Raw genomic sequence first — 16766 nt, 5'->3', positions numbered from 1 at the left:
GCCGCTGAGCCGGCCTGTCAGCGGAATCCGACAGGTCGCCCCAAAATGTTCCCGTCGGAGGCAGGATGGGCGATAAGGAAGGCGGCCGTCCTCAATGTAGGCAATCGCCCTTTCGCACGTGCCGTCTCTCGCCAACGTCATGATGAGCGACAGGCCGTAAGGCCATCAGCTACACCCATGAGCAGGCGTCGAAGCTTCACCTTACACTCGGAATGTTATCTTTGCCTGATCAGAGTATGAAAGCTGTCAGTCTGCTGTCGGCCCCCAAACGGCCAAAATGAATTCTTGCCGATCCAGGGGACCTGGCTCGACGCGATGGGCCGGGATTAGGTGCAAAGCTGACGACTGTTCTTGTAAATCATCCGAAGATAAGCGGCCCTTCTGCACGTCGATGCAAACTTCGCCTCGGCGAAAGCCGTGGTATTTTGGATTTGCCGCAGCAAGTAGACGCCCGGCAGGTAACCTAACGGCGGCATGGTCGCGAGACCTGCCGATCTGCTGGAATTCCTGCGCTTGGAGCCATTTCAGCCGGGCCAGAAAACGACCATTCTTTCCCAGAGAAGGGATTTCGGCGACAATCCCACCCTGCGGAATTGGGCACCGCTTGCCTTGATCGCTTTGACGATTTCCGGCGCCGGATGCTTCCAATGCAAGTGGATTGGTTGGGCTGCTGCTACCCAGAGGTCCGCATCGACCACGAAAAGTGATGGGTCAAAGTTGTGCGCGGAGCCGTGATGGGGGAGCATGAAGGTGTTCACCCAATCCATCTCGTCCCGATAGTAATGCTGGAACCTCTGCACTGCTAGCGGATCCCTGAAGCCTGCATCGCCGGTTCCCATCCACCCTACGCGCGCTCTCGCGAACGTCCGCGAATTGCGCAGCACGGCGCCGGCCGTCTGCGGCTCGGCCGGACCGGAATACAGCGATAAGGAGGTCTCGTTCTTGTCGCCGAACGCCCAGGCATAAGCTCGAGAAACGGCGGCTCGGTGTTTCGTGACCAAACCTCGGCGTTCCTTCTGGACTTTCACCTTGTCGCTAAAGCTACCTCTCGGCCATTGCAGGAGCGCCTCCACTGCGGCGCAGAACGCCTCCCGATCCTGCTGTGACGCTCGCTTCACGTGGGGCTTCAAGCACCATCCACCTTCGGTGCCCGCGGCAACATCGAATTCGATATGCTGCACGACGGTCGCTCCCTCGGGCGTCCGGCGCGCAGGAGGCGGGTCACTTCGCCAGCCTGTCGAATCCTTGCCTTGCCATGGCATACCATCCGGCCCGGAACGAGGAGGCTCCGCGGGCGGTAACTCGAAGAAGCCCGAACCACCTTCGTCCTCGTCTTCCGGCATTATCATGATGATCTGCCGCGGCCCGAACCGCGCCATGGTGCCGACGGGATCCACGACCGCATCTTCCTGGAAGCGTTCCGCACTGCGTTCGCCGCTTGTCGCCCCGCTTCTCCCGAAAGCGATTATCCGATCGATGTCGTCCAGATACGGCATTACGATTGTATCGACCCGAAGGCCTCTCTTCTCGTGCAGAAGATGAGGAATGCCACAGATATGATCGCGGTCGAAATGCGACACGAAAAGCATATCGAGCCGCCGCGATGGGCGTCGGGCCACGATGGACCGCACCGACTGGATCACACCCGCGATCGGATCCGAGCCGCAGTCGTAAACATACATGAATTCGGCCGAGGGTATGGCATCGAAAGCTAAGGACGCCCGCCACATCGCCTCGTTCCGTCCAAGATCCCGAAGGGTGCCGACGTTGAAGCCGCCCTGTCCCACTGGGAGCTGATATCGATGATGTCCGAGCACATACTTCGCTACGTCGCGCTTCCATGCTCGTGGGTGGCAGGATGGCAAGCGAGCTGTCTGAGCAGCGAGGTGCGCAGCTCGCTGCTCGCGTTGCGACCGGACCTGCCGACAGCGTCGGTGGAATTCCTCACCGTCGAAAGTTCGGCGCCTGAACTCCAGCGCTTGGGCAAATAGCTCGTCGGATATCTGCCCCCGGAGCAGATCGAAGAAGGATTCCACCAGCGCTCTCAAGCCATAGGTCCGAGCTATATCTGCACAAATGTGGACATCGGCGCACTGGCACGCCAGGCTCCAGGTATCGTCATCGGAAGTGCCATAAGAAGTCTTGTTCATTTGTTGATCTGTGAGCCGCTTCCATGCCGTCCCGGACGGGGAACCCAAAATGATCACTCAAGATACACGAAGCCCTTCCGGGTGTGCACTGCCCAGCCTTCCGCTCAACGCCGCGCGTAGCGGCGCTCCAGGGACAAAGCTCGTCTCTTGGTCTGATTGGTGCGCATGAGGGTTCTTTGTCTCTATTCACGCAGCATTTCATGGCTAATACTATAAGACTCGACCGGTTAAGATCAGCGTTCGGGGGCTCGCGATGATCGAAGATTTGGCAGTTGCAAAGGCAGCCACCTTTTTCAAGGCGCGCAAAAAGCTGTCCGACAAAGCGGTTGAATCCGTCTTCACAACACTCCGGGCCACTTATGGGGTCAAGGCCCACAACATTTTCAAGCACACGCGAGAAGTTCTCGGAAATGCGCGATGGTCGGCGATCTGCTTTATGTTCGAGGCGCCGCCTGCCTTCCTAGACAGTACGTCCGGCATTAAAGAGACGCTCTGCGGCTATCTAATGCTTATCGAATACGAAAACCATTTTTCAGTGTTCTCCTCGCGCATTGGCCTCCCAGCTGCATTCAAGTCGACCCACTTTGCACCTGTTCCGATTAGTCGCGTGGAAGGTGCGATCGCGACGGAGAATGCCGTCTTTCACAAGATGCGCATGCGCAACATGTCGGTGTCTCAGTACGTTATGCGCAACAAGACGCTTGAGGCCCCGAACCTCGCGAACGTCGTAGGTCCTGCGGGAAGTCGTAGGTACGCTCCCCAAACATACTCGGTGACAACGGATGGCGTCCAAAGCACTGCCACACCCAGCACCGGAAGGATTGGCGTGCGTTCAGATCGCGTCGGGCAGCCTGAACTTGTAGAGTTCGCCACCGGCGTCATCGACGCACTGCGAACCGAACCCGCCGATGTGTCCCCATTTATCCGCACCTTTGCACGACCGATGTCGCTTGCAGACGCGCTTTCGTCGTCACAGCCGATCACGCTTGCCATAGACACGAACAAGCTGACCGATGCTGTCGTAGGTGACAATGCGATAATCCGGCTCGTGCGCGTGGGAGACGAAGTCTTTGCACTGACAGCCTCCGAGTTGGGTGATCTGACCGCTAAGTTGGAGCACGCCCTCACCATCGAGGACGGTGGAAAGCGTCGATCGGCAAAATTGCCTGGTACCAACGATGACGCGGCAGCAATCAGCCTAAACAAGAGCAGGATCGCCCTTCGTTCCCTCACGCTTGGTGGGGCTGATGAAATCGAGATTGAGGCGCTCGAAATGCCCTTAGGGGGAGATCCAGATCGTCGGTCCCTGCAGCAGTATCTGGATGAGGAGAACGCTTTCGTCGTTCTGTTTGATGACGTGCGCCTGTCTTACATTGACGGCCAGGTTTTTCGAGACGAGACCATGCTTGACGGTGGAGCATCATTCCTGCGTTACCTGCACGCGGATGCCTCGCTTCAAACTGTAACAAGCGAAAAGGGCAACTTCGTTGCGGGGCAGACGGCCTTTGATGCGGCATCAACCTTTGGCGCCGTCGTCGACCATATTGCTGCGACAGACACGACGCTCGTTTGCGATGATCTGGGCGACGAATGGGCGGATTTCGTCGGGATCAAAGAAATAGGGGGTCTAACGCAGATTTCCTTTTACCATGCTAAGCATGGTGCGCTCGAAGTAAGTGCAGCGTCGTTCCATGTGGCCGTTAGCCAGGCGATCAAAAACCTCGGAAACATGAGTTTTCCAGAGGAACGAATGGCCGCAAAAATCCAAGGGTGGGGCGGGACGTACAACGGCCCAGGGCAGGCAACACAGATTCCGAAAACCGTGCGGTCAAATGGAGCAAACTTGGCCGACACGTTTACGAGTGCTAGGACAGCGCCGGATGCGTTGCGGCGTGCCGTCATCGTGACATCCTCGCTTAGCAAGCAAGCGGTCGCGGACGCCTTCGCTGCGATGCAGGCTGGGCAAAGGCCGAGCCATACCTTCGTTCAATTGTACTGGCTCCTGCAATCTTTTTTCTCGGCTTGCACCGAGGTTGGCGCTACCGGTTCCGTAGTCTGCCAACCGTAGAGGGTTGCCAAAGCAAGCTGGCGAGATCAGTGGCCGAACGCTTTGGGCAAGAAGCCGCCATTGCGGAAGCGATGCGCTAACGGCTGAAATGGGGTCGGTTGCTGAAAAAGGCAGCTTACCGCGAAGGCGGGCTGAAACCCGCCAGACTGCAATCGGCCCCACACCGGTCGTTGCGTTGCTCCGGCTTAGTGGACGATTCTGGCGCTACAGCCATCTTCGTCAAGCGATACGGATACGTGCTGCATCTTCACACCAACCCCACCCTGAAATCCTCCAGAACCTGAGCCAGCCCCTGCGCGCCGAGAAGTGTCAAAACGCGCTTCGGCTGAAGCTTCAGTATCGCCCGGTCGTAGATGGCGAGATTGGTCGCCCCGTTGAGCGCGCGAGGGGTAAATGACCCCGTCAGGCTCAGATGGGTGCTCGTGAAACGCCAGTGACCACCGGCGTGCCAGGTTCTGGCGCTGTGCCCGAACGACATCGGTCGGCACACCCATCCGAACGGCATTGTCGCCTCTGAGGTCGACCAGGCGTAGGTCCGCCGTGGTCGCGATCTCCGCATAGCGCCGTCGCGTCAGTTCCACCTCTTCCACCGGAAGATCGTCAAGGATTCCTTCGCGGCGGTCGCGGAGCACGGTCTCGAGAAAGCACACCTTCAGGGAGTCACCGAGGTAAAGAACGCCAAACCGATTGGCGTCAACGCGGCGTCGAGGATCGCTGAATCGGCTCGGCGACTTCCCGTACCCCAACGGATCGGGATAGGTGCTCCAGTAGATCCGGCCGAATGTCCGTCCCGGCGATATGGTCTCGATTTCGAGGTTTGCACGCCCGAAATCGGGAGGAGGAGGAACGCCGGGCATTCAGTCGAAATCACCCCTGGCCATACCTTCGGCCGCGGCCAGCACCGCGGCATCGTCGCCTTGCTGAAGGGCTCGAAGACCCGTCCGCCCATCGAGCCCGCCGTGGCGCGACTCCAGAAACCGATAGACGGCCCAGGCACTGTTGCCCAACATGGCATGGAGCGCCGGCAACGCGCCGAAGGGACGACCGTCCTTGTCGAGTTGCCACACAGGAAAGCGAAAGCCGCGCTTGGCGCCGTCGATCCCGAGCACCTGCCCACTCTGCCGCTTGGCGTTGACTGTCACCCGCGAGGTGCCAAGCAACTTGGCGAAGGCTTCAGCACTCAGCATCTCCTCGCCGGCGACAATTTCGGCGACGCGCTTGCGGCCACGTTCGCGCGCCGCGGCAACCGCCGCTTCAAGTTCAGCGTCTGGCTTGCCCGTGTCCTCGACGGGAAAGGTATCGACCGGTTGCTCCTCGACTGGCGTGATCGTCTGCGCATCGGCCGCCGGATCGACCTCTACCCGGAACGATACGCGGTGGCCGATCTTGCTGCTGCGTGCGATCGCTTCCTGATAGCGTTCGAGCAGCACCTTTTTGAAGTGGGCCTGTGCCGGAAGCTTCGTGGTGAAACTCAGAGCGGCGACTCCCGCATGGGATGCGGTCCCGCTATGATTGCTGCGTTTTGGAGCGGCCATGATGAGAACCTCCTGCTGTCACCAATATGGTTACAGATCGCAAGTTCGTCAAGTTCGATAATTTCGTAAAGTTAGTAGCGAATGGCTGCGGACTAAACAATTCCCCATGCCCGAAACCTTCCCCTGCCCGTCATCTCGCGCAGCCCGAGCTCGCCGACCAGGTTGAGCGCCCCCTGTTTTGTCACTTTTAGCCGCTCCTGGATCATGCCTGCCGAGACGAGCGGCCGCGACAGCACCAGTTCGACCACGTCGGACAGTTTGGAGCTGGCGCGGCGGTCGCGGAGTTTTCGCTCCATCTGGCTTTTTGCCAGCACCAGCCGATCGTGTTCCTTCAGGCCGACCAGCGCGGCGTCGTGGATGGCATCGAGGCAGGCCAGCAACCGCTCGGACCGATTGCGCGCCCGCCGCCGCTCGCGCGGAATGTTTTTGGCACCGAGATGCAGGCAGGCGAGATGGTTGGCGGCAAGACCGTCCTGCCGCAGCAGCGCGGCCACCAGCAGGGGCCCGAGCCAGGCTGCATGCTGCAGCACCTCGATTTCGGACCAGGCCTCAAGCAGGATCGCCGCTCGCAGGATGACCGGCAGATCGCGCGTCCCGGCGACAACAACCTGCCATTCGGCCAGCCGCTCTTCTTCATTCCAGTCGAGATCGTAGATCAGGCCGTTTTGCGGCTCCGGCCGGTCGTCGGGGCGCGCCGCTTTCCCCGGCTCGCCGGCGCCGCTCAGAATCTTCGACGAGCGCGCCAGGACAGCATCGATCTCGGCAAATTCTTCGGCCAGGAGATCGTCCTCAGCGTCATCGCGAACCTCGGGATCAACAGAGGCTGTTCCAGCCCCCTCCCCTTCCCGGCTTTTCGGCCCCGATGCCGGCGTCGCGCCGCCCCGGCCGGTCAGCGCCAAAAAACCCTCGCGGCTGAGCGCCCAGTCCGGCTTCTGTGCAAAAATTCGGCGTCGGGTTCGCAGCACCGCATGTGCGCGGGTGAGTTCGTGGGTCGGGGTCCGAATGTCCATATGGGCGTCGTGCAGGACGAGGTCTTCAACGTGGACGAGTTCGCCCGCGAGCCAGAGCGCGGCAGCCGCGTCGGCGAAGTGCTGGCGCTCGACAAAACCGTCGCGGACCGGTGAGCGGGCCAGCCGCTCGTCGAGCCGCGCCAAAGCCTCGGTCGCCTTCGCGACGGGCGCGATGAGGATGTCCAGGGACAAAGAGCCAATGTCGTAAGCCATTGTTTTCATGATGGCTGATTCGCGACAGTCAAGCTATCCGGCATTTAGGTTGACTTGGTGGGGGTTTTCTCTAGGACGCTTCTAACTATCGATAATGACCTCTTATCGATAGTGATGGATTTGACCGCCAAAAGGCGCTAGATTCGGCGCAAAGCTCGCCGCGAAGGCCGCAGAAACCCGCCTGGAAGACGTCTTGATGGAGACTGCCTTGTTACGCCGTGCGCGGCGTGCTCGTGTGCGCCTGGCCTGTCGCGATGGCGACAAACCGGCGCTTGACCGCGGCAAACAACGCCGGCGGCAGCGGCCCGTAATAGCCGCTCTCCGTCTCCAGCGGCCGGACGTCGGGCCCCGGCCAGGCGAACCGGTTGCTTTCCGTCAAAACGATCCACGACCGCTCGCCGTCAAGCCGCAAGCGCAGCTTGACCGCAGCCGGGATCTCGATGGCATCATCGGGATCGGACGGCGGCGTATGGGTGATAGGCAGGACCCGGACGACCGGCGAGCCGTCCTCCTGCATGGCGACCAGCGCCAGCACCAGGCAGGGCCGGTCCTTGTCGCCTTCCTCGCGGCCCTCGCGGTGCTGCCAATGCCAGAGATAGGAATAACGGAAGACGTGGCCGACCTTGATTTCAGCCGGCAGCATTTTTTGCCGTCAGGCTTTTTGCGCCGGCGGGTTTTGACCCAGAGAGTTCGTCGTTGAGATGGTCAAGACCCGGCTCCATTTCGGAGGCCTCGACCGCGGCGATCTCGTCCGCGCCGAGCTCCGCTGTCAGTTCGACCCGCCGGTCGCGCTTCGACAGGCGGACAAAATCCTCGTAGGCCAGCAGCACGGTGCGCGGGCGGCCGTTCTTGGTGATAATGACCGGATCACGGACGGCGGCATCCTGATAGGCGCCGAAGTTTTTCGAGACAGCGGCGGCGGTGACGGTGGTGGTCATCGGCGAGACTCCTTTGTTCCGGAATATACGGGCTTTACGGGCTTTCCGCAAGTATCGGCGGCTAACCAGAGGGAAACGAGCCAGTGACAGGGCAGCTTGCCAACGCCAAGACTGCTGAAATCGTCGCGAGACGGGCCGAAGCCCTCGACGCGCTCGATTCCGTGCTGCCCTTCGACCGTCGCGATTTTCTGGCCGGGCTTTTGACCGATGACGACGTCGCCACCCTGCGCCACCTGGCGAAAGAAGGCATCGGCGCAAATTCTCTGCGGGCGCTGGCCTCCGACCTCGGCTATCTCGAGGCCTGGGCGCTCGCCGCGACTGGACAGCCGCTGCCCTGGCCAGCGCCGGAGGCGTTTTTGATAAAATTCGTCGCCCACCATTTGTGGGATTTCGCGAAACACGAGACCGATCCAGCGCACGGCATGCCCGAAGACGTTGCGGCGACGCTGAAATCCCAGCGGCTTTTGCGCAGCGACGGACCACACGCGCCCGCCACAGTGCGCCGACGCCTGTCGAGCTGGTCCACCTTGACCAAATGGCGCGGACTTGTCGGAAACTTCAACGCGCCGGGGCTGCAAAGCGCAATAAAGCTGGCGGTGCGCGCCAGCGCCCGTCCGCGCGGCCGCAAGAGCAAGAAGGCGGTGACCGCCGATATTTTGACCGCCCTCCTGAAAGCCTGCGCCGGCGACCGTCTCGTCGACCTACGCGACCGCGCCCTTCTCATCACCGCCTTTGCCTCCGGCGGCCGCCGCCGCAGCGAGATTTCTGCTCTCCGCGTCGAACAACTGGTCGAGGAAGAGCCCGTTCCGGCCGATCCAAAGAATCCCGACGGCGACAAACTGCCGTGCCTGTCGATCCGACTCGGTCGGACCAAGACGACACAGGCCGACAGCGACGCTTTCGTGCTGCTCGTCGGCCGGCCGGTGACGGTTCTGCAATCGTGGCTCGAACGCGCCGAGGTCACCGAGGGCGCCGTCTTCCGCGGCATCGACCGTTGGGGCAATCTCGAAAAACGCGCGCTCACGCCGCAGGCCGTCAATCTGATCCTGAAGCGCCGCGTCGCCGAGGCCGGACTCGACCCGGCGGCGTTTTCCGCCCATGGCCTGCGCTCCGGATATCTCACTGAAACCGCCCGTCGCGGCATTCCGCTGCAGGAAGCCATGCAGCAGTCGCAGCATCGTTCCGTGCAGCAGGCTTCCAACTACTACAACGAGGCCGAACGAACGCTCGGAAGGGCAGCAAGAATCATCGTTTAGGAACCCGGACCGCCGGTTGCGGCGCCGTCGCCGCTCGGCGGCAAAGTCCATAATCTCGCGCAAAAGATCAGCGTCAGGGGTCTTCACCACGAGCGTGCGGCGGTTCATCATGTCGTCGGTCATCGGTGGGTCCTTCGAATCAGGTTGGTGTGAGCAACTCGACCTTGCCAGCGAACATCGATGCCCCCGCTACGCCGCTCGCTACAGCGTTGCTGAGAGCGCGCTCGCGGGCGACTTCGTCACCGCCGGGTACACCATGCGGCGGGGCACTATCGAGAACAGCTCGTGGTACCGACCTCTGATGCGTTGGCATCTATATAGGACGCCGAACGACAATGCCCGTCAGCTTTAAAGACATACTGTTGGCTTTCGAATTCGTCAGTTCTGGGGGCACGGGAGAACATCAGGCCTTTCTGTGCAAGCAGTCAGGCACGCTCTACTGGCATTCCGAATTCACGGGTGATTTGGACGAATTGCCGGATGATATCGACGACAGCGACAAATACGCCCAAATACCTGACAAGAAAGAACTCGACCTGGGCAAGCCGCTCGCACTGGACTTCGCACGCCAATTTCTGCCTGACAACGTCGGTGACGTTCAAGAAATCTTCAGCAAAAGAGGCGCGTACGCAAGATTCAAGGATCTGTTGCAGCGAAGGGGTGCACTCGATCGGTGGTACGCTTTCGAAGCGAATGCGGAAGAAAGAGCGTTGAGGACGTGGTGCGATCACAATTCGATCGAGGTCGGTGACTGATATCGCCCCCGAAAGCGTCGCGCGACACCTCACGCCGCGTTGCCGAGGCCGGGCTCGATCCGAAAATGTTTCTCCGCCCACAGCCTGCACTCCGGCAATCTCGCTGAGGCTGCGCGAAGCATGCAGCAGTCGCAGCACCGCCGTTCAGCATCACAATGACGCGGAACGGACCCACGGACGGGCCGCGCTGTGATCACATAGGACCGAGCCGATTGATGTTCCTGTCAGTGAGATGCCGCAGGTGAAGCGCGCGTTTCGTCGCTCTCAGCAACTTCCCTAGACAGGGCTCGCAGCACAGCTTCCGGCTCCCGTTCCATGATCCGGAGCAGCGTGCGCGCAGCGCCGCTGGGCTGCCTCGTCCCCTGCTCCCATTTCTTGTAGCCGGACGGACTGGTTCCGAGCACGGTCGCCATCTGGTCCTGTGTAAGGTCCAGCCTCTTGCGGATCGCCTTCGCATCAACTGTGCCGACATCAACCGCATGGACCTGCATTCCCGGAACGTCCTTGCCCTGAGCGTGAGCCAGCGCCTCGGACATCGCCTGGATCAGGTCCGCTCCAAACTTCGTCATCTCGCTCATATCTTGCTCCTGTTCGCTGCCTTGATCGCTTTCGCGAACGCGGCTACGGCCTTGGCCTCTTCCGGCTTCAAGTCGGTCTTCTCGTTCTTTCCATACGCCAGAAGCGCATAGATTGGCGCCTCCTCGCTGTACCAGTAGTAAATCACGCGGGCTCCACCGCGTTTGCCCTTTCCCTTGGCGCCGAAACGCAACTTGCGAACACCACCCGCACCGGGAATTTCATCGCCCGCCTGGGGGTTGGCCGCCAGGAAATCGATCAGTTCCGAGCGCTCCTCTTCGGTGAAAAGTTCAGTGGCCTGCTTGATGAAGAGCGGCGTCTCGGCGACAGTCTGCATACTACTCCTATAACCCAATGGGTTAGTAAATGGCTTACGCAAAGGGAAAAGTCAAGGCGTGTGTCGCGACACTCGCCTCAAACGTTCCTTTTCTGACACATTGCAACTTTGCAAAAATCGACCCAAAATACGCCGCAGGGCCAAGTCACGCAGACAGCTCACACCCTTCCTCGCCCCCCTTGATCGGCTATGCACGGGTCTCCACCGAAGACCAACTCAATGACGCCTAGGTCGACGAGCTCAACGCCACCGGCTGTCATATGGTTCACCAGGAACATGGTTCCGGCGCCTCTCGCTCCCGGCCGGTGCTGGCGAAGCTGATGTGTGAGATCGCCGCCGGCGACGTTCTCGTCCTCGTGCGGCTCGACCGCCTCGCCCGGTCGGTCAGCCATCTGTTGGAGGTCATCGAGCAGCTTGAGACGCGCGGCGTGCATTTCCGCTCGCTCCGCGATCCGATCGATACGTCGACGCCGCAAGGCATGTTCTCGAGGTCGATGGCGCTATGTGCAAAAGCAGCTCGGCCATGCCTCGGCCGAGATGACGCGGAAATACCAGCGCCGACGTGACCGGTTCCGCGTCAATCTCACCAAGGCCTCGGGGTTGTAGGCGACACAAAGCCCCTCCCCGTTACGCGCCAAACAGCCGCCTGTCCCAGTAGACGGGCTGGTGCAGACTTGTCTGGATCCTTGAAAACTCCGGATGCGCCGGATTGATCAGCACATTGCAATCGAGACGCGCCACGGCACTCGGCACCAGCAGAATGACGCTGCGCCGTTCTAAACACCAGGTTTCGCCAAATCCCTTGCTCACCGTCGCCGGCATCGTGTCCCAGCCGGGCAGTGACGGCTGGGAAAAGACCTCATAGCTCAGCCCGCGCGGAATTGTGATTTCGATGTAATGCTGGTTGGGCGGCAGTCGGCCGCTGCCATGCACCAGCTTTTCCAACAAGGCCGTCGAATAGTGCTCGCTGGTGTAGATGATAGGACTTCCGGGCGTGTTCCATCGCCCTGGCGCGATTGTCGAGCCGGTCGCGTCGTAGATCGGGAGGTGCCGGCCGGATCGCCGATGCGAAAGGACGATAGCGTGCGATCGGGAGTCTGCGCCGTCACGCAGCGCTGCCGTACTTCAGACCTCCGAGGATATCGACCACCATTTCGGCGCCGAACTCGCTCAGGATAACGACGTCGATCGGTCGCTTGTCCTCAATCATCGGGTGCGGCCGAAACAAGAAACCACGTGCTTCCTCTTCGTTGTGCCAGACATCGACAGCAAGACTCCAGACGCGCGCCACGCGGGCCAATCGTGTGCCCTCGTCCGACGAGAGACGATGTACCGCCTTGCGCCGCTCGTAGGTCGCCTTGGGGATCAGCCGGTATTTGAACTGAGCATCGCCAGGCGCCAGAAGCTGCGCAACGCGCTCGAGCGCGCCGATGGGAAGTCCATTCTCGATCCGGGAGATCAGCCCGAAAGGCGACCGTGACGCCACCTCCTTAACGGGCAGCCCCAACACGTCGGCGACATTTCCAAACGCCAGCATTTCACTCTCCATTCCATGTGAGGCAAAATATCGCCTCACATGATGCGCCATGCAAGCCCCGCATCAGCGCGAACCGATCCGCCAACGGTTACCCAGTCATCTTTGCCGTCACACCGTTCGCCTTCAACGCCGCCATCAGCATAGGCCCGACCGAAAACTCCCCTGCCCTCGCCTTTTCGGTTAGAACCCGCAGATAACCGCCGGCCGAGTTGATGTGCTGTGCCCTTTGCAAGATGCAGGCAATCACGATGGCGGCGGTCTCCTGGCCCATCACATGGCAAGCCTCCTCGTATGCCGAGGGCGAAATACCAAGGTAGCCTCGTACCTGGACGGCGGTGATCATCAAATCGCGCCAGTTTCCGATGCCGTGCACGGCATAGTCTGAAATTTCGGGGCAGGCTTTCAGCACAAGTCCTATCGGATAGCTTTTCGGTTTCGCGTCGTCTGCCCGCCTTGGTTCGACCGCCGCCCTGCTTTTCTCGAAAGCCGGTTCAAATACAAAAGTGGAGTCTGTGTTTGAATCAGATTGCTGCCGCTCATTTTGGGACTCATTGGCGCTAGGTTTCGTGGAATTCATGAAGTTTTCCAACATCATGTCCACTTCGTCATGAAGTCTCGTCAGCTCGGCAACGATTGCCTCCAATTCGCATAGCCCTGCCCGCCGCGGAATTGCATCTACAATGGCCCTGAACCGTCTCCACATGGCTCCCCAGTCGCCAGGAACGCCCTCCGCGATCGCAGCCTCGACAAGCTTGTGGATGTCGCGACGATGAAGCGTGATCCGCTCCCTCATTAACCGGAGCGCATGGCTGTCGGCGCGCACCTGTTCGGCAGCATGCTGAAACTCAACGGCCCGCGTCAGCAGCGGCGCCAGTGAGAATCCGAACGCCTCCTCAATGGCGCCACCCTTCCCTTTCCGGGCGAACCTTTTGCCGTTTGGACTGTCCCGACGGATGATCAGGCCGCAACTCACCAGCTCAGCCAGATGTCGCCGCAATGTGGAACTGGGCATACCGTGTGTGCGCAGTGACAACTGCGCGTTCGAGGGAAAGACCATCAGGCCGTTTTCCTCGCTGATCTGGTCGTCGGGATAGAACGACAAAAGCCCGCTCAGCACGGCCAGAGCGCGATCTCCCACACCTACGACGGCCCTGCCCTCGCACAACCAACGATAGACCTGCCACTTCTCGACGAGAGCTCCATCAGGAATCTCTCGCGATGCCGCGTTCGCTTGCACCAGCGCAAGCGTCATCGGCCGCCGCCCAAAGGGCGTCGTTCCATACCCACTCTCCATTTCCCTCACCTTTCAATCAGGCAAAAGAAATCCGCTCGCCGAAACGACGCCACGACTCTTGACAGTGATTCGAGGAAGTGCGATTCTCAGCTTGCTACAGACTTGAGAAGGGCTTCCGCGACGGTGACGTTCGGGGGCCTTTTTCTTTTGCGGTTTAGTCTCCTGTTTTCTTCGCCATTTCCGACTCCCGAAAAGCCTCGAAAAGCTCATCGAGTTTGCCGGCAATGAATGTGCCGAAGGGCGACGCTTCCTTGGACTTCAAGGCAAGCGTAAACACTTTTCCCGTGTCGGTGATCTTAGCGCGAACCGATTTGTCCTGGGGTGCCCAGGCCCGCTCCTGGGGCTTCGATGGCGCCCGCGGGGGCTTCACCGGGGCGCTCACAAAGTCGAACAGACGGGCAAAACGGGCCTCACTACCGGGCTGCGCGAAATCGGCGATTGCCACGCACTCCGCTGCCCTCGCCGCGGCACCAGGATGCTCCATGAGCTTGGCAAGCTGCCACCAGCGGTCGCGGCCAATGCCTTTGGCCGCGCCCACCGCAAAAATGACCTGCTCTGGAATGTTGCTGATCACAGAACGCATCTTCGAGAAGGTCGTGTCGTCGAGCGCAAGAGCTGATTTCACCGTGTCAGGCGAATGGCCTCGCTTGAGAACGCGGTCTGCAAAAAGCGTCCGCTCGATGAAGGACAGATCGACTCTGGCGGCGTTCTCCTGGCCTTGGGCGATGACATGGTCCCTATCGTCCATCTTCTTGACGACAGCGCGTACAGGCCTTTCCAACTGCCGGGCAACCCTGACGCGCCTATGGCCAAAGACCGTTTGAAAGCGTCCCGGAGTCTCAGGGTGAGGTCGGACCAGGATCGGAGAATCCTGTCCTCGTTCACGAATTGCCGTCAGCAACTCCTGAAACGCATCATCGTCATCGTCCATACGGTCCGAGACGAATGACGTGTCGACCAGAGCCGGATCGAGATCGACGACTGAACTCTTCGAGAGCTCCTCGAAGGACTGTATGATCGACCGTGATGCGCCACGAACGGCGTAGCCGGAGACGTCCTGGCCATCGGCAATTGCCGTTGCGGGACCCATGACACTGCCGAAAATGTCCTTGCGTGCCATTCAATCGCTCCGATTCGCGGTTAGTCGACTGATTTCACGATCAAAATTTCCACTTTTTACTGCCGTAAACCGCGCTGTCATGACCGCCCCCAGGCGCGATGGACAAGAGCCGTGATCTCCGCGTTCACTGCGTCCAGCGATTCAAGCGCCCGGTCATAGGTAGAGCGGGTAAAGGACGATCTCTCGACTTCGTAGAGCGTCTGTTTCGTCAGACCCGCATCCGAAATCGCCGTCGACTTGAGCATGGGATTCTCGAGGATCTGGCCGGCAAGCATCGACTGCATGAAGCCGACCATCTGCGCTTGCGGAATGTCTGTCGGTTCGTACCGCGTGATCAGGTAGCGAAACCAATCGAGCTCGATCGCCGCACCGGCGGCTTTGATGGTTTTCAAAATTCCGCCGAGCATCAACAGGAACTGGCTCATCGACATCAGGTCGAGCATTTGAGGATGAACGGTGATGAGAACGGACGTCGCCGCCGACATGGCCGTCAAGGTCAGATAGCCGAGCTGGGGCGGGCAATCGACTACAACGACGTCGTAACGGTCGTCGACCTCGGACAGCGCCTTTGCGATCCTGGTGAAGAACTGACGGCCAGCACTGGACGATTTATCCTGCATGGCGAGCGGCGTGTCGTACTCATACTCTTGCAGCTCGAGATTGGCCGGAATGATATCCAGGCTCGGAAAGTTCGTCGGCACGATCACGTCGGAGATCGGTAGGCGCTTGTCATCGTAACGGATCGCCTCATAGAGCGAGAGGTTCTGATCGAGTTCGGGCTGGAAGCCATGCAGGGCGGAGAGCGAAGCTTGCGGGTCGAGATCGATTGCAAGGACACGGTGGCCGGTCAGAGCCAAGTGCTGGGCGAGGTGGGCGGCAGTCGTTGTCTTGCCGCTACCGCCCTTGAAGTTGACGACAGCAACCACCTGGAGCTTGTCTCCAGGCTTGCGATGCGGAACATACTTCTTGACCTCGGTCCTGCCGTGCTGGTCCAGGAAATGGCGAAGTTCGAGCATCTGTGCGGCCGTGTAGGAGCGTCGGCCGGAAGGGACCTGGTCAGGCAAAGGTCCCTTGCCTTCGAGGTGAAGCCGCTTCAGATTGTTTTGCGATACACCAAGATAGTGGGCGACTTCCGCCATCGAAAATGGACGCAGTGTCTTCGTCGCATTGGGTGGAAATTTCTCCATGCGAAGCTGATTGAGGCGTCGCGATATCTCAGCACCCTGCTCGAGAATCTTGTCGTCGAACTCGAAGCTTGGTAGCCGCATGGCGATATTCATTCTCGTCGAAACCCGAATTGGCGCTTTTTGCGATGAAACTATTCAACAAGCGCCATTAAGCTCCGATTCGGAAAGCCCGGCAAGAAGTTTTAGGTTAACAGAAGGTTAACGGCACCTGCCGGCATTCTTACTGGCGAATACTGATATCGTCCCGATAGCGGCGGCTCGTCCTTCGAAGCAAGAACTCTCCCACCCGGCTGGCTAAATGCATGTTTTCCCTGCCACAAAGACCATTATTTACGGCAGTAAAATCGCGTTCGTCAGCGGGCAAAAAGGTTGCAATTGCGAACGGGCGCAGGGGAGGCGTTCCCGCCGACGGCAGTCAGGCTCCTTTTGAACTGGTCATGGGTGAATTGGGGAGCGAGTTTTAAAGCGATGGCCGACCAGCACGATCGCGACGAGGCGCGAGAACCCTTGACTCCGATCGGGCGCAGTTCGGCATGACGCGCGGCCTATGCCGCGGCCGGGGCCACGTGCTGGGGCATCGCCTAGCAATAGACCTCAGCAAGGCCGGGCGATGTGAGTGAAGACACGTTTCAAGGACATGCGCGCTGTAGTCGATCCAAAACTGGTCGGCCACGATGAGTAGTAGCATCTTGGCCTCGGGGATCGCCTTATCCTGCACCTGTTCGGCGATTGACCAGCCCGACGAATGCTGCGGCTCTCGTCCAGCCGTTTATCGACACAAGCAAAGTGC

Annotated in this window: 15 protein-coding genes and 2 pseudogenes; 4 read left to right on the top strand and 13 right to left on the bottom strand. The window is 60.1% G+C overall.

Annotated elements, in window-relative coordinates; all coding sequences use genetic code 11:
- Positions 1-524: 524 nt before the first annotated feature.
- On the bottom strand, positions 525-2150 hold the full coding sequence (locus tag NKH02_RS18895; protein WP_352880647.1) for a ComEC/Rec2 family competence protein: 1626 nt from the start codon (positions 2148-2150) through the stop codon (positions 525-527).
- Positions 2151-2403: 253 nt separating this feature from the next.
- Between NKH02_RS18895 and NKH02_RS18890 the strand changes: the two genes are divergently transcribed.
- Positions 2404-4218, top strand: coding sequence for a hypothetical protein (locus NKH02_RS18890; protein WP_352880645.1), 1815 nt, complete (start codon positions 2404-2406; stop codon positions 4216-4218).
- A gap of 185 nt (positions 4219-4403) precedes the next feature.
- On the opposite strand, the gene NKH02_RS18885 is transcribed toward NKH02_RS18890, so the two are convergent.
- The 5 genes from NKH02_RS18885 to NKH02_RS18865 all read right to left on the bottom strand — a co-directional run bounded on the left by NKH02_RS18885 (position 4404) and on the right by NKH02_RS18865 (position 7914).
- The gene (locus NKH02_RS18885; protein WP_352880643.1) at positions 4404-5075 is read right to left on the bottom strand and encodes an RES family NAD+ phosphorylase; all 672 of its coding nucleotides are present in this window, start codon (positions 5073-5075) and stop codon (positions 4404-4406) included.
- Positions 5076-5753, bottom strand: coding sequence for an XRE family transcriptional regulator (locus NKH02_RS18880; RefSeq protein ID WP_352880642.1), 678 nt, complete (start codon positions 5751-5753; stop codon positions 5076-5078).
- Positions 5754-5845: 92 nt separating this feature from the next.
- Positions 5846-6976, bottom strand: a complete 1131-nt coding sequence (locus NKH02_RS18875; RefSeq protein ID WP_352880640.1) for an RHE_PE00001 family protein — start codon at positions 6974-6976, stop codon at positions 5846-5848.
- 211 nt (positions 6977-7187) lie between these two features.
- The gene (locus NKH02_RS18870; protein ID WP_352880638.1) at positions 7188-7619 is read right to left on the bottom strand and encodes a plasmid maintenance toxin (PemK-like); all 432 of its coding nucleotides are present in this window, start codon (positions 7617-7619) and stop codon (positions 7188-7190) included.
- Positions 7606-7914, bottom strand: a complete 309-nt coding sequence (locus NKH02_RS18865) for a type II toxin-antitoxin system Phd/YefM family antitoxin (RefSeq protein ID WP_352873031.1) — start codon at positions 7912-7914, stop codon at positions 7606-7608. Before NKH02_RS18865 ends, NKH02_RS18870 begins: the two co-directional genes overlap by 14 nt.
- An 83-nt stretch (positions 7915-7997) precedes the next feature.
- Here NKH02_RS18865 and NKH02_RS18860 point away from each other — a divergent pair, with 83 nt between their 5' ends.
- Positions 7998-9170, top strand: a complete 1173-nt coding sequence (locus NKH02_RS18860; RefSeq protein ID WP_352873029.1) for a site-specific integrase — start codon at positions 7998-8000, stop codon at positions 9168-9170.
- A 335-nt stretch (positions 9171-9505) separates the two neighbouring features.
- Positions 9506-9925 carry a hypothetical protein gene (locus NKH02_RS18855; protein WP_352880636.1) on the top strand — a complete coding sequence of 140 codons (420 nt, stop codon included), beginning with the start codon at positions 9506-9508 and terminating at the stop codon, positions 9923-9925.
- Between the two features lie 224 nt (positions 9926-10149).
- Here NKH02_RS18855 and NKH02_RS18850 read toward each other — a convergent pair whose 3' ends face one another.
- The gene (locus NKH02_RS18850; RefSeq protein ID WP_352880635.1) at positions 10150-10503 is read right to left on the bottom strand and encodes a helix-turn-helix domain-containing protein; all 354 of its coding nucleotides are present in this window, start codon (positions 10501-10503) and stop codon (positions 10150-10152) included.
- Positions 10500-10838, bottom strand: coding sequence for a type II toxin-antitoxin system RelE/ParE family toxin (locus NKH02_RS18845; protein WP_352880633.1), 339 nt, complete (start codon positions 10836-10838; stop codon positions 10500-10502). The genes NKH02_RS18850 and NKH02_RS18845 overlap by 4 nt, the downstream gene beginning before the upstream one ends.
- 179 nt (positions 10839-11017) lie before the next feature.
- On the opposite strand from NKH02_RS18845, the pseudogene NKH02_RS18840 reads away from it, so the two are divergent.
- A pseudogene (locus NKH02_RS18840) lies at positions 11018-11326 on the top strand (recombinase family protein); the annotation flags it as partial.
- Positions 11327-11465: 139 nt separating this feature from the next.
- On the opposite strand, the pseudogene NKH02_RS18835 reads toward NKH02_RS18840, so the two are convergent.
- From NKH02_RS18835 to repA, 5 genes and pseudogenes are all read right to left on the bottom strand, one after another.
- Positions 11466-11947: pseudogene (locus NKH02_RS18835) on the bottom strand (RES family NAD+ phosphorylase).
- Positions 11944-12375: an antitoxin Xre-like helix-turn-helix domain-containing protein gene (locus tag NKH02_RS18830; protein ID WP_352873021.1), complete on the bottom strand. Its 432-nt coding sequence runs from the start codon at positions 12373-12375 to the stop codon at positions 11944-11946. The pseudogene NKH02_RS18835 and the gene NKH02_RS18830 overlap by 4 nt, the downstream one beginning before the upstream one ends.
- A gap of 88 nt (positions 12376-12463) precedes the next feature.
- Complete coding sequence (gene repC / locus NKH02_RS18825; protein ID WP_352880631.1) at positions 12464-13669, bottom strand: plasmid replication protein RepC; 1206 nt, start codon at positions 13667-13669, stop codon at positions 12464-12466.
- A 154-nt stretch (positions 13670-13823) separates the two neighbouring features.
- Positions 13824-14789, bottom strand: a complete 966-nt coding sequence (repB, locus tag NKH02_RS18820; RefSeq protein ID WP_352880629.1) for a plasmid partitioning protein RepB — start codon at positions 14787-14789, stop codon at positions 13824-13826.
- A 77-nt stretch (positions 14790-14866) separates the two neighbouring features.
- Positions 14867-16069 carry a plasmid partitioning protein RepA gene (repA, locus tag NKH02_RS18815; RefSeq protein ID WP_352873016.1) on the bottom strand — a complete coding sequence of 401 codons (1203 nt, stop codon included), beginning with the start codon at positions 16067-16069 and terminating at the stop codon, positions 14867-14869.
- Positions 16070-16766: the final 697 nt, after the last annotated feature.

It is taken from the genome of Mesorhizobium sp. M1396, assembly GCF_040317725.1.
In the GTDB taxonomy this organism is placed as follows: Bacteria; Pseudomonadota; Alphaproteobacteria; order Rhizobiales; family Rhizobiaceae; genus Mesorhizobium.
This window is presented reverse-complemented; position numbering and strand designations above follow the sequence as displayed.